This window comes from Chitiniphilus shinanonensis DSM 23277 (assembly GCF_000374805.1).
Lineage (GTDB): Bacteria > Pseudomonadota > Gammaproteobacteria > Burkholderiales > Chitinibacteraceae > Chitiniphilus > Chitiniphilus shinanonensis.
This window is the reverse complement of record NZ_KB895334.1, coordinates 372,778-385,659: the sequence shown is the minus strand read 5'-3', so window position 1 is coordinate 385,659 and position 12,882 is coordinate 372,778. Positions and strand designations below refer to the sequence as shown.

At 68.1% G+C, this 12,882-nt stretch carries 13 protein-coding genes; all 13 read right to left on the bottom strand.

Features of this window, described 5'->3' with window-relative positions:
* Positions 1–34: 34 nt before the first annotated feature.
* Positions 35–1,174, bottom strand: coding sequence for an MraY family glycosyltransferase (locus C556_RS0101800; protein WP_018746513.1), 1,140 nt, complete (start codon positions 1,172–1,174; stop codon positions 35–37).
* A gap of 34 nt (positions 1,175–1,208) precedes the next feature.
* Positions 1,209–1,985: a glycosyltransferase family 2 protein gene (locus tag C556_RS0101795; RefSeq protein WP_018746512.1), complete on the bottom strand. Its 777-nt coding sequence runs from the start codon at positions 1,983–1,985 to the stop codon at positions 1,209–1,211.
* On the bottom strand, positions 1,982–2,776 hold the full coding sequence (locus C556_RS0101790) for a glycosyltransferase (RefSeq protein ID WP_083930232.1): 795 nt from the start codon (positions 2,774–2,776) through the stop codon (positions 1,982–1,984). Before C556_RS0101790 ends, C556_RS0101795 begins: the two co-directional genes overlap by 4 nt.
* On the bottom strand, positions 2,743–3,741 hold the full coding sequence (locus tag C556_RS0101785; RefSeq protein WP_018746510.1) for a hypothetical protein: 999 nt from the start codon (positions 3,739–3,741) through the stop codon (positions 2,743–2,745). The genes C556_RS0101790 and C556_RS0101785 overlap by 34 nt, the downstream gene beginning before the upstream one ends.
* Positions 3,738–5,036, bottom strand: coding sequence for a lipopolysaccharide biosynthesis protein (locus C556_RS0101780; RefSeq protein ID WP_018746509.1), 1,299 nt, complete (start codon positions 5,034–5,036; stop codon positions 3,738–3,740). The genes C556_RS0101785 and C556_RS0101780 overlap by 4 nt, the downstream gene beginning before the upstream one ends.
* Positions 5,037–5,043: 7 nt before the next feature.
* Entirely contained in the window at positions 5,044–6,072 is a 1,029-nt protein-coding gene (pseI, locus tag C556_RS0101775) for a pseudaminic acid synthase (RefSeq protein ID WP_018746508.1), read from the bottom strand.
* Positions 6,069–6,617, bottom strand: coding sequence for a UDP-4-amino-4,6-dideoxy-N-acetyl-beta-L-altrosamine N-acetyltransferase (gene pseH, locus C556_RS0101770; RefSeq protein ID WP_018746507.1), 549 nt, complete (start codon positions 6,615–6,617; stop codon positions 6,069–6,071). Before pseH ends, pseI begins: the two co-directional genes overlap by 4 nt.
* Complete coding sequence (locus C556_RS0101765; RefSeq protein ID WP_018746506.1) at positions 6,614–7,564, bottom strand: glycosyltransferase; 951 nt, start codon at positions 7,562–7,564, stop codon at positions 6,614–6,616. Before C556_RS0101765 ends, pseH begins: the two co-directional genes overlap by 4 nt.
* A 1-nt stretch (position 7,565) precedes the next feature.
* A complete protein-coding gene (gene pseF, locus C556_RS0101760; RefSeq protein ID WP_018746505.1) occupies positions 7,566–8,276 on the bottom strand; it encodes a pseudaminic acid cytidylyltransferase in 711 nt (236 codons plus the stop codon).
* Positions 8,273–9,418 carry a UDP-4-amino-4,6-dideoxy-N-acetyl-beta-L-altrosamine transaminase gene (gene pseC, locus C556_RS0101755; protein WP_018746504.1) on the bottom strand — a complete coding sequence of 382 codons (1,146 nt, stop codon included), beginning with the start codon at positions 9,416–9,418 and terminating at the stop codon, positions 8,273–8,275. The genes pseF and pseC overlap by 4 nt, the downstream gene beginning before the upstream one ends.
* Position 9,419: 1 nt before the next feature.
* The gene (gene pseB / locus C556_RS0101750) at positions 9,420–10,418 is read right to left on the bottom strand and encodes a UDP-N-acetylglucosamine 4,6-dehydratase (inverting) (protein ID WP_018746503.1); all 999 of its coding nucleotides are present in this window, start codon (positions 10,416–10,418) and stop codon (positions 9,420–9,422) included.
* 108 nt (positions 10,419–10,526) lie between these two features.
* Positions 10,527–11,561 (bottom strand): SDR family oxidoreductase, encoded by a 1,035-nt coding sequence (locus C556_RS0101745; RefSeq protein WP_018746502.1) that lies wholly within the window; start codon positions 11,559–11,561, stop codon positions 10,527–10,529.
* Positions 11,562–11,573: 12 nt separating this feature from the next.
* Complete coding sequence (gene tviB / locus C556_RS0101740; RefSeq protein ID WP_018746501.1) at positions 11,574–12,851, bottom strand: Vi polysaccharide biosynthesis UDP-N-acetylglucosamine C-6 dehydrogenase TviB; 1,278 nt, start codon at positions 12,849–12,851, stop codon at positions 11,574–11,576.
* Positions 12,852–12,882 lie beyond the last annotated feature (31 nt).

The window sequence follows — 12,882 nt, the reverse complement described above, 5'->3', positions numbered from 1 at the left end:
ATGGGGGCACCCCTATACTCCCAAAAAAGAGCGGTTAAGCAGAGGACGACTTCATTTTCCTTGACTTGTGCTTTCGTCCACGATGCCGCCGTATCACCAACCACCCCGGGCTCCTGAACCGCACCAACTGCCGATACAGCAGCAGATACAGCGCCATGAACCCCACGATGAAGCACTGCAACGCGACCGGATTCTTCCAGAACAGCACCGCCGGCACCACGCTGGTCGAGCACAACAGCCACAGGTACGGCGAAGTCAAAGCGTTGCGCGTGGTGCGATGGCGCACGTCGCTACTGCCTACCGCCCAGCGCACCAGGCGTTTGTAGACCAGCATGTGCAGGTGCACGCCGTCGGGCATGCCCGGCGACATGCCGCGCACGAACTTCTTTCGCCAGATCGAGAACAGCGTTTCGAACACCGGGTAGATCACCACCAGCAGCGGGAACCATGGGCTGACCTGTTCGTGGCGTGCCACCAGCAACACCGCCAGTTCGCCGACCATGAAGCCGATCAGGTACGCACCACCATCGCCGAGGAAGATATTACCCCGGGGGTAGTTCCATACAAAGAAGCCCAGGATAGCGCCGATCATGGCGAACGCCGTGCGCCAGATCAGGGGATCCTGCAGCATCCAGCCCACGTAGCCGAAGGCGGCGAAGATCATGATGGCCACCATTGCCGCCAGGCCGTTGTAGCCGTCGATGATGTTCACGGCATTGGCCACGCCGGCGACCGCCACTGCGGTAAACAGTAGCGCCACCGGCCAGAATTGCACCATTGGGTCGAGCAGCGGTACGTCCAGCCGGTTGATGCCGGCATCCAGCAGCCAGAAGCCGGCCACGGCGGCCACCATGGTCAGTACCAGCCGGGCCAGCGGCGAGACGGTCTTGGTCAGGTCTTCGACCAGACCGCCGAGGAAGGCGGGCAGGCTGACCAGGATCAGCAACCAGAAGGCGCGTTCCTCGACGATGCCTTTCAACGAATACCACGTCGCCACCGCCACCAGGCCCAGGAACACGCCGACGCCGCCGATGCGCGGCACGGCGCGGGCGTGGAATTTCTGCACCCCTCCCAGATCGTGGTCGGCAGACAGGCGGCCATGCCAGCGCCGGGTGCGGAGAATCGCCAGCGTGGCCAGCAACGAGATCAAGAAACTGATGAACAGAACCTGCATGGGGTCTACCTCGGGGCGCGCTGTCGCGCCCTCGTCACTTCAGATACTTGGCGAAGCCGCGCACGGCGTAATGGACGAAGTAATACGCCGCCGCCAACCGTCCCAGCCCCACCACTTCGCGGTAGAGCTTCCATTGCCACGCTGCGGCGTTCTTCTTGTCCGACGACACCGTGCCGCTGTGCTCGCGGTACAGCGCCAGCGGTTCGGGCAGGCCCAGCACCTTGTCGCGGCACGGGCCGAATTCGGCGGCGATGCGCTGGGTCAGCACCAGCCACAGCGCCAGATCCTGCCGCTTGCGGATATCGGGCATCGGCACCCGGCCCAGCGCCGCGGCGTCGTAGATCGCGGTCAGGCAGCCGATGAAATTGGATTTCAACAGCAGGCCGTGATCCACCCACGGCCGGGCCAGGATCGGCGTATCGCCGCGCCGGCCATCGCGATCCATCTTGTAGTAGCTGCTGTAGCACAGCAACGCGCCGTGCTGGCGCATGGCGGCGACCTGCCGTTCCAGTTTGTTGGGCAACCAGGCATCGTCACTGTCGAGAAACGCGATGTAGCGCCCACAGCTGGCGGCGATGGCCACGTTGCGCGCGCGCGCCGGGCTGCGCTGGCCGCCGCTATGCAGCAGGCGCACCCGGGCGTCGGCTGCGGCGTGGCGCTGCACCTGGGCGATGGTGTCGTCGGTGGAACCGTCGTCCACCACCAGCAGCTCCCAGTCCTGCCAGGTCTGTGCGCGCACCGATTCGATGGCCTGATCGATATACGGCCCGGCGTTGTACGCCGGCATGACGATGCTGACCAGATCGCTCATGCAATCGGCTCCTGTCGGTAACGTCGCGCGCCGCGCCATTGCGCGGCCACGAAGTCCATGAATCCCATGCGCTCGCGGTAGAGTGCGCGCTTTTTCCAGGCGAAGGCCAGCATGCTCAGGTAGCCGGCCGCGCCGAACAGTCGCAACTGCAAGGCGCCCTTGGATTCGGCCAGCTCGGGCGTGAAGCGGTAGCCAGTGCTCACCGCATCGTGGAACACCAGCGGCAGATCGAGATGCCAACCCTTGAGGCCACGCCCCAGCGCTTCGTACAGCAGGATGTTCTCCTCGCCGGAAGCGAAGGCGGCACCAAGGCCGAAGCGCTCGTCGAAACGCAGTCCGGCGCGGCGGAATGGTTCCGGGCGCAGCGAGATCAGGCACGACGACACTTGCAGCACGCTGCGCCGGGTATGCGGTTTGAGCCCGCCGCTGCCTTGCGGGCGCTGCGAACCGTTGTTGAAAGTGATGAAGTCGGCGCCGGTGCGGGCATACGCCTCGCCCAGCGCTGCGGCCAGTTGTGGGGCGTGGTGGACATCGTCGTCGGCCAGCACCGCAATGTCGCCCTGTGCCTGCGCCAGCGCCCGATTGCGGCTGCGCGACAGCCCGGTTTCCTGCACGCCCACCACCCTGGCTGCCGCCGGATAGACAGCGGCCGCCTCCGGCAACTGGTCGATCACCAGGAAATCCACGTCCGGCGTGGTGAACAGCTCGTGGTTCTGCGCCGCCTTGGAGCGCATGGTGGCGATCAGCATTTCCACCTTCATCGCTTCGCCCCCGATCGTTGTTCCAGCCATTCCGGCAGCGCCGCCAATGGGCGCGGTGGCGGCAGGAAGGCCGCCAGCAGGCTGCGCTGGCGCGGCGCCAGCCCGGACTCGACCGCAGCCAGCTCAGGGAGTTCGATGCGGAACACCGCGCGGTGGTGGATCGCCGCCAGATTGACCAACGCGGTACTGTTGAAGCCGGCCACCGCCACGGCCTCGGCCGCCATCCGGCTCAACTCGATCGGCCCCGGCGTCAGGTCCAGCGGCAGGTCGCCGTACTTGGCCCGATCCTCCGCCGGGTGCGGCCGGACCATCAACTTCAGCCCCGCCGTTTCGGCATGGGCGGCCAGTTGCGCCAGCACCACCTGGTAGCGCCCGACCTCCACCTGCCCCAGCTCCACCCAAGGCTGCGAAATGAAATAAAGCCGCGCCGCGCCGTCGGCCGTGCCGCTCAGGCGCTGGCGGAACCAGTCCGCGATCTGCGGCTCGACGATCCAGCCCGAGCCCTGCGGCCGATAAAGTGCCCAGCGTTGATCCGCCAGCAGGCGCTGCGCGGTGCTGACCACCAGCGCGCGCAACGTGGCCCGCCAGCCGTGGCCGCCTTCGCGCCGGATCGCCGCCAGCCGCGCCCGCCAGTCGCCATAACTGCCCAGCCCTTCGTCCACCACCACGCAGCGCAGGCGCCGCCATGGGTTGGCGCGCTTCAGGCGCAGCCACGGCTTGATGCCCGGCGCGCCGACCGCCAGGTAGACCAGTGCTTCGCCCGGCTGCGCAGCCCAGCCGGCCTCGGCGCCGAGCACGCGCAGCGCCGGATGCGCAGGCAGTTCGCGGCGGACCAGATCGAGATCGACGTGTTGCTGGCCGAGAAAGCGGCTGAAGCCCAGGCAGACCAGCGTCACCTGATCGCCGGCGCACAGCCGCGCGTCGAGATAGGCGCCGACGTAGATCAGGTGGGACGCGCTGGCCACGCCGGAGAGGAAGATGCGCACGGCGCTCATGCGGCTGCTCCGGTCAGCTTGCGGCTGGCGGCCCAGCGATACCACGCCTGCGCCAGCGCGGCCACGCTCAGCGCCACACCCATGCCGACGATGCCCCAGCGCGGCGTCAGCAGCAGCGCCGCGATCAGGAAGGCCGCCACGCTGAGCGCGTTGGCGGCGAAGATGGCCCGATCGCGCCCGCCGGCATACAGGTGGTAATGCCACGCCAGCGATACCACCGACAGCCCATTGGCCAGCACCAGCAGCAGCAGCACCGGCCAGTGCGCCTCGTACTCGACGCGGCCAATGTACAGCAGCAGCGGATGGATCAGCACCAGACAGGCGATCGACAGCGACAGCGTCACCAGGCCCACCTCGCGCAACATGCCGCGCCGCAGCCGCGCCAATTCGTCCAGCCGGCCGGCCTTGTGCGCCTCGACCAGCCGGGGATAGCGCTGGGCCACCACCGACGCTTCCAGCAATTGCGGGATGGCGGCGGCGATGCCGAAGAAGAAGGTGTAGACCCCGACCGTGGCGCGGTCGGCGAAGAAATCCAGCAGGTAACGGTCGGCAATCAGCGGCACCCGCATCAACAAGGTGCCGGCCAGGAACACCGCCGCGATGCGCAGGCCGCCCAGCAGCCGCGCCATGTCCACCGGCACCCCGCGCAGGCTGCGCCAAGGCAGGCGCGCCAGCGGCGCCGTGCCCAGCGCCACACCGAGCGCCGAACCGACCAGCCAGCAACCCAGCACGGTGGAAACGGAACGCGCCGGCGGATGAAGCAGCATCACCGCAATCGCCACGTAGGCGGGCAGGCCGATGCGGCAGAAGAACACCACGTTGGCACGCACGTTGCGGCGCTGGATCACCAGCAGGCGGTAGACCTCGATCGCCAGGTGCTCGCACACCAGGATGGCGCAGAACAGCAGCACCAGCGTCGCCGGGATCTCGCGCCACGCGCCCACCAGGCCGGCGCCGAGGCCCAACACCAGGTAGCCCGCGCCATGCAGCAGGCCCTGGTCGCGCAGGCGGGCGGGCCATTCGTGCTCGGGCCGGCCGATCAGGTCGCGGTTGGCGTAGGTGTAGAAGTCCAGCCCGACCGCGAACACGGCGTAGGCCACCGCCGCGGTGAACAGACCGTAGAAGCCCAGTTCCGCCGGCGGCAGTACCCGCGCCAGGTAGACCATCAGCACGAACTTGCTGACCAGCCCGGCGCCGCGCAGCACGAAGCCGCCGAGCGCGCCGCTGCGCCAGACGCGGCGGATCACGGCGCCCGCCGCGAAGCCGTCAGGGCGGGCAAGATCGAGCGACGCCACGGCGCGGTCAAACGATCAGGTCCCACGCCAGCGGCGTGCCGGGTGCCAGATCGGTGCGGGCGAGCCGGCCGAGCACTTCGCCGTAGTGGCGCGGATGCAGGCCGTCGGACGGGCGCACCGAACGCACGTTGGCCGCGGTGAACGGCTCGCCGGCGCGGATCGGCTCGGCGACGAACAGCGAGCGGGCGAACTTGCGGCTGGCGGCCACCTTGGGGGTCAGCTCGTAGCTGACCGCGCCCAGCGCCTGTTCCGCGACGCGCACGCCATCGACCATCAGTTTGAATTCGTCCGGCGTCATCGAGAACGAGGCGTCCGGGCCGCCGATGGCGCGGTCGAGGATGAAGTGTTTTTCGATGACCCGCGCGCCCAGCGCCACCGCGGCGATCGGCACCGCGTGGCCCATGGTGTGGTCGGACAGGCCGACCCGCACCTTGAAGGTGTCGCGCAAGTGCGGGATGGTCAGCAGGTTGGCCTCGCCGGGCTGGGCCGGATAGGCCGAGGTGCACTTGAGCAGGGTGATGTCGTCGTTGCCGACGCGGCGGCAGGCGGCCACCGCTTCCTCGATGTCGGCCAGCCGGGCGATGCCGGTGGAGATGATCATCGGCTTGCCCTTGGCCGCGGCGTATTCGATCAGCGGGATGTCGTTGATCTCGAACGAGGCGATCTTGTACAGCGGCACGTCGAGCGATTCGAGGAAATCCACCGCGGTGAAGTCGAACGGCGACGAGAAGAACACCAGCCCTTGGTGCGCGGCCTCGGCCTGGATGGCGGCATGCCATTCCCACGGCGTGTAGGCCTGCTGATACAGCTTGTGCAGCGTGGTGCCGTCCCAGATGGTGCCGGACTTGATCTGGAAGTACTCGTTGTCGCAATCGAGGGTGATGGTGTCGGCGGTGTAGGTCTGGATCTTGATCGCGTCGGCGCCGCACGCCTTGGCCGCGCGCACGGTGGCCAGCGCGTTTTCGATGTCGTGGCCGTGGTTGGCGGACAATTCGGCGATCACGAAGGTGTGATCGGGATAACTGAAACGGCTCATCGTTGGTTCCATTCGCGGGCCAGCAGGCCCATCAGCAACAGGTCGTGGCGGCGGTCGCCGCGCAGGATGGCTTCACGCCAGCGCCCCTCTTCGCGAAAGCCGAAGCGCCGGTAGGCGGCGATGGCCACCAGATTGTCGACCACCACTTCCAGCTTCAGCGTATGCAGCGCCAACTGGCCGAACGCCAATTGCGAGATCGCCTGCAACAGCCGGCGGCCCAGGCCGAGTTCCTCGCGGAACGGGTTGCGGTAGATGCCCAACCAGGCCACGCCGTTGCGCAGATCCAGCCGATGCAGCGACACCACGCCCAGCGTGCCGCCGGCGTCGCGGCCGACGAAATTGAAGTCGTGCGTCTGCTCGCGCTGCCGCGCCATGTATGCCAGGTGCGCGGCCCATGGGATGTCGCCGCCGCTGCCCATCCATTGCGCGATGTCGGGATGGGTACGCATGCGCCACACTTCCTGGCGCTGTTCGTCGTCCAGTCCGGAAAACGGCAGCAGTTCGGTCGTGCCGAAGGTAAACGCCTGGTGCAGATCCACGGTCATGCCATTGCTCCTTTCAGCCAATCCAGCGCGCGGACGACGCCCCGGCCGTCCACGGCCCGCTGCCCCGCGTCGCGCATCGCCTGCCGGGCCTGCGGCGCGGCCAATGCCGCCAGCGCGGCCAGGACCTGTCGGTCCAGTTGCGCATCGTGCCACCAACCGGCGGCGCTGGCTGTACCCAGCAACGGCCATTCGCGCAGTTGCTCGTCCTGATTGTCGGCCACGCCGACCAGCACGGCGGGCGTGCCGCAGCGCGCCAGTTCGCACACGGTCTGCCCGGCAGCCGAAAGAGCGAGGTCGGCGGCCAGCATCTGTTCGCGCATCGCCGCGGCGTCCAGCTGGCGGTGCACCGTGCAGCCGGCCGGCGCGGGCGCGGCGGCGCCACCGAGCACCACGTGGATAGCGGCCTGGGGATAGGCGCGTTGCGCCAGCGCGACCATGCGCGGCGTCAGCCCCCGCAGGTCGGTGCCCCCCATCAGCACCAGGATGCGCCCGACCCGCTCCGCCACCGCCGGTTGCGCCGGCACGTCAACGAAGGGGGGGCGCAACGGCTGCCACGCCGGGCCGCGCACCCAGCGCGCTTCGCCCGATTCGCGGCCGGTTCCCGGCGAGGCGTGGACCACCAGCCCCGGCGGGTAGGCCAGCCGCTCGGTGTCGTCCAGGTAGATCACGCGGCGCGCGCGCACCGCGATGGTACGCAGGGCATCGGCACTGGCGCTGTAGGAATCGACGATGGCGACATCGCTGTCAGCGGGCAGCGGCGGCGCGGCCTGCCACGCCTGCCAGGTTACGTCCTCTTCCGATAGCAGCGCGCGCGCCGCCGCGTCGCCGTCGACCACCCAGCGCACGGCGCCGCCCTGGCCGCGCCACGCCTGGGCATACGCCAGACAGCGCGCCAGATGGCCCATGCCGCGGCCGGCGTCGCCCTCGCTGTACAGCCACAGCTTCATCTCAGCCGCCGTGCCGCAGGCGATATTTGAGTTCGGCCAGCGCCCAGTCGGTTTCGGTATCGATGTCCTGGGCTTCCGTCTCCGGGATCTCGATGGCACCGCTGTTGTCGGTGAACAGCCGTCCCGCGGCGAGGCAGCGCTCGGGGCGCAGCCAGTAGAACTGGCCGGCATCGTGCGACGCGGGCGGCAGATCCTGCGAGCGGCTGGCGTAATGTTCCGGCTGGATCATGTGCACGCGGCCGTCGCCGCCGCGTTGCAGCGCACGCTGGATCGGGTAGCCGAAGCGCACCGTGGGGAACACGGTGTCGAAATCCTCGCGCTCCAGCATCTGGTGCGCTTCGCGCAGGCGCGCCGGCGTCACCAGCGGCGCGGTGGGCAGCAGCAGGCACACCTGCTGGAAGCTGCGCCCTTGTTCGGCGTAGCCGCTCAGGACTTCGCGCAGCACATCCATCAGGCCGGCGTAATCGTTGGCGTTCTCCGGGCTGCGCAGGAACGGCACCAGCGCGCCGTGCTCGCGCGCGAGCTGGGCGATGCGCTCGTCGTCGGTGGACACCATCACTTCGGTGAACAGGCCGCTTTCGAACGCCGCCGCGACGGAATACGCCAGGATCGGCTTGCCGCAGAAGTCTCGGATGTTCTTGTGCGGAATGCGCTTGCTGCCGCCGCGCGCGGGGATCAGCGCCAGCCGTTCCGGCATCGGCACCGGGGTCATGCCAGGCTCCTCACCGCCGCCGCCACGGTCGCGACCTCGTCGTCGGTCAGCGCCGGGTAGAGCGGCAGCGACAGGCACTGCTCGTAGTACGCCTCGGCCACCGGGCAATCGCCGGGGCCGTAGCCGTAGGTCTCGCGGTACCACGGCTGGGTATGCACGGGGATGTAGTGCACCTGACTGCCGACGCCCAGGTCCAGCAGCCGCTGCATCGCCTGCGCGCGGGTGAGGCCCAGCGCGGCGAAATCGATGCGCGGCACGTAGAGGTGGAAACAGGACGACACGCCGTCGGCCTCCACCGGCGTGCCCAACCACGGCAGACCGGCCAGCAGCGTGTTGTAGCGGGCAACGATCTCGCGGCGGCGCGCGGCGAAGCGGTCGAGCTTCTTCAACTGGCTCACGCCCAGCGCCGCCTGCATGTCGGTCATGCGATAGTGCCAGCCCAGCGCGTGCATTTCGTAGTACCACGGCCCCGGCTGCTGGGTAAGCAGCGCCGGCTCCTTGGTGATGCCGTGGGTGCGCAGCAGCAGCATGCGGCGGTACAGCGTCTCGTCGTTGGTCATCACCGCGCCGCCTTCGCCGGTGGTCAATGTCTTCACCGGATGGAAGGAAAAGATGGTGGCGTCCGAATGGCGGCAATTGCCCACCGGACTGCCGTCGCGATAGCGCGAGCCGATGGCGTGCGCGGCATCCTCGATCACCTTCAGGCCGTGTTCCCGCGCCAGCGCGGCGATGGCTTCCATCTCGGCCGGCTGGCCGGCAAAGTGCACGGGACTCAGCAGGCGGGTAGCCGGCGTGATGCGCGCGGCGATCGACGCCGGGTCGATGTTGTAGCTGACCGGGTCGATGTCGGCGAACACTGGCTTGACGCCGCAATAGGCCATGCTGTTGGCCGTGGCAGTGAAGGTATTGGTACTGGTGATGCCCTCGCTGCCGGCCGGCAGTTCCAGCGCGGCCACCGCCAGGTGCAGCGCGGCGGTGCCGCTGGCGACCACCACGCAATAACGCGCGCCGGTGTAATCGCACAGCGCCTGCTCGAACTCGGCGATCCTGGGGCCCTGGGTCAGGTAATCGGAACGCAGGGTGTCGAGCACCGCGCGTTCGTCGTCCTGGTCCAGCCACTGCCTGCCGTAGGGAATCGCCATCTCAGATCTTCCCCACCTTGGCGCGGTTGGCGTCGATCCAGGCCCGCAGGGTGTCGACGTCCATCCACTCGCCGTTGTTGTCGCTGGCGTAGACGAAGCCTTCGGGCACGCGCCGGCCGTCCTTGATGCGCTTGTAGTCGGTATGCCAGTTGTGGATGGCCGGCAGGATCTTGAAGTGCTCGGGGTATTCGTAGGTGTAGAACGCATCCTCGGCGCCGATCATCTGCTCGTGCAGCTTCTCGCCGGGACGGATGCCGACCACGTCCTGCCGCGCCTGCGGCGCGACGGCGGCGGCGATGTCGGTGATGTTCATCGACGGAATCTTCTTCACGTAGATCTCGCCGCCTTCCATGTCCTCGAAGGCGTGCCACACCAGCTCCACGCCCTGCTCCAGGGTGATCATGAAGCGGGTCATGCGCGGATCGGTGATCGGCAGCACGCCCTGCTCGGCGATGGAAAGGAAGAACGGGATCACCGAGCCGCGCGAGCCCATCACGTTGCCGTAGCGCACCACGGCGAAGCGACTGTCGCGCCCGCCGGCGTAGGAGTTGCCGGCGACGAACAGCTTGTCCGACGCCAGCTTGGTGGCGCCATACAGGTTGACCGGGCTGCTGGCCTTGTCGGTGGACAGCGCCACCACGCGCTTCACGCCCTTGTCGATACAGGCGTCGATCAGGTTCATCGCGCCGTCGATGTTGGTCTTGATGCACTCGAACGGGTTGTATTCCGCGGTGGGGACGATCTTGGTCGCAGCGGCGTGCACCACGTAGTCCACGCCGTCGAGCGCGCGATAGAGGCGATCCTTGTCGCGCACGTCACCGATGAAGAAGCGCACGCGCTCGTCGCCCTGGAACAGCTTGGCCATCTCCCACTGCTTCATCTCGTCGCGCGAGTAGATGATGATCTTGCGCGGGTTGTAGCGCGCCAGGGTCATCGGCACGAAGGTGTTGCCGAACGAGCCGGTGCCGCCGGTGACCAGAATGGTGCTGTTGCTGAGCATGATGGTCCTTGCTGTAAAGACGGGGCCGCCCGGACAGCGGCCAACCGCGTATTTTGCCGTGGCCGTCGCGCGCTTCGCGTAACACTCGGTGCGCGTCGGCCGGGCCGGTCAGGTTGCCGCGACGTGGGCCAGATACCACGGCATCGCCAATGCCAGCCCCTGGTGCAGGCGATGCGTGGGCGCATAGCCCAGGTCGCCGGCCGCCTTGGAGACATCCGCCAGCGAATGTCGCACGTCGCCGGCGCGGAAGTCGCGATAGCTGGGCATCGCATCGGCCAGCCAGGGCGCCTGCGGCAACAACGCCTCGCGCAGCGCCTGGAACAGCTGGTTGAGGGTGGTGCGCTCGCCCACCGCCACGTTGTAGACGCGGTGCGCCGCGGGCAGCCCTTCGGTGGTCGCGGCCAGCAGGTTGGCCTGGATCACGTTGGCGACGAAGGTGAAGTCGCGGCTGGTGTCGCCGTCGCCGTTGATGAACACCGGCTCGCGCGCCAGCATCGACGCCACCCAGCGCGGGATCACCGCCGCGTAGGCGCCGTCCGGATCCTGGCGCGGGCCGAACACGTTGAAATAGCGCAGGCCGACCGCCTGCACGCCATAGCTGCCGGCGAACACGTCGGCGTACAGCTCGTTGGCGTACTTGGTCACCGCGTACGGCGACAACGGCCGGCCGATGCGTTCCTCCACCTTGGGCAGCCCGGGGTGGTCGCCGTAGGTGGAGCTGCTGGCGGCGTAGACGAAGCGCCGCACCTGGGCATCGCGCGCGGCGATCAGCATGTTGAGGAAGCCGGTGACGTTGACCTCGTGCGAGGTCAGCGGATCGGCCAGCGAGCGCGGCACCGAGCCCAGCGCCGCCTGATGCAGCACGTAGTCGACGCCCGCCACCGCGGCACGGCACGCCGCGGCGTCGCGGATGTCGCCCTCGTCGAAGCGGAAGCGCGCCCATTGCTCGGGCGTGACGGCGGCCCGCACCTGCTCCAGGTTGCGGCGATGCCCGGTGGCGAAGTTGTCCAGCCCGACCACGCGCTGGTCCAGCCGCAGCAGCGCTTCCAGCAGATTGGAGCCGATGAAGCCGGCCACGCCGGTGATCAGCCAGGTCGCCGGCTGCTCGGGCAGGGCGCCTTGCAGTTGTTCGAATCGGGTCATGGTCACGCCTCGTTACAGCCGTAGATCGCTGTCGCCCGCGGGCAGGATGTACTTCAGGTCGTACAGCACATGCAGCGGCTTGCCGAAGGCACGGATGCCGGCGACGCCGAGCTCCCTGAACTGGCGGTGCGCCACCGCGACCACGATGGCGTCGTAGCCGTCGGCCAGCGGCGCCGCCACCGGAACGATGCCGTACTCGTGCCGCGCCTCGTCGCCATCGACCCAGGGGTCGTACACGTCGACGTCGATGTGGTAGTCGCGCAGCTCCTGCACGATGTCGACCACGCGGGTATTGCGGATGTCGGGGCAGTTTTCCTTGAAGGTCAGCCCCATCACCAGGATGCGCGCGCCGACGGCCGGGATGCCGCGCTGGACCATGCCGCGCACCAGTTGCGAGGCGACGTGCGCCCCCATGCCATCGTTGATGCGACGGCCGGCCAGGATCACCTCGGGGTGATAGCCGATCGACTGCGCCTTGTGGGTCAGGTAGTACGGATCGACGCCGATGCAGTGCCCGCCGACGAGACCGGGGCGGAACGGCAGGAAGTTCCACTTGGTGCCGGCCGCCTGCAAGACCGCCTCGGTGTCGATGCCCATGCGGTTGAAGATCAGCGCCAGTTCGTTGATCAACGCGATGTTGACGTCGCGCTGGGTGTTCTCGATCACCTTGGCCGCCTCGGCCACGCGGATGCTCGGCGCCATGTGGGTGCCGGCGGTGATGATGCGGCGATACAGCGCATCGACGAATGCCGCCACTTCCGGCGTCGAGCCGGACGTCACCTTGCGAATGGTACTGAGGCGGTGTTCCTTGTCGCCCGGGTTGATGCGCTCCGGGCTGTAGCCGGCGAAGAAATCGACGTTGAACTTCAGCCCCGACACCCGCTCCAGCACCGGCACGCAGTCCTCCTCGGTGGCGCCGGGGTAGACGGTGGATTCGTAGATCACCACGTCGCCACGCTTGAGCACCTTGCCGATGCTCTCGCTGGCGCGGATCAGCGGGGTGAGGTCGGGGCGCTTGTACTGGTCGATCGGCGTCGGCACGGTCACGATGAAGACGTTGGCGCGACGCAGTTGTTCGAGATCGTCGGTATAGGTCAGTCGGGTGGCGCTTTTCAGCTCCGCCTCGTCCACTTCGAGCGTGTGGTCCCGCCCGCTGGCCAGTTCCGCCACGCGCGCGGCGTTGATATCGAAACCGATGGTGTCGTGCTGCTTGCCGAACTCGACCGCCAGCGGCAGACCAACGTAGCCCAGCCCGATCACGCCGAGCGTGACGTCCTCGATTGCTCTCATTCCGGATTCCTTCAGATCACGTCCGCCAGTC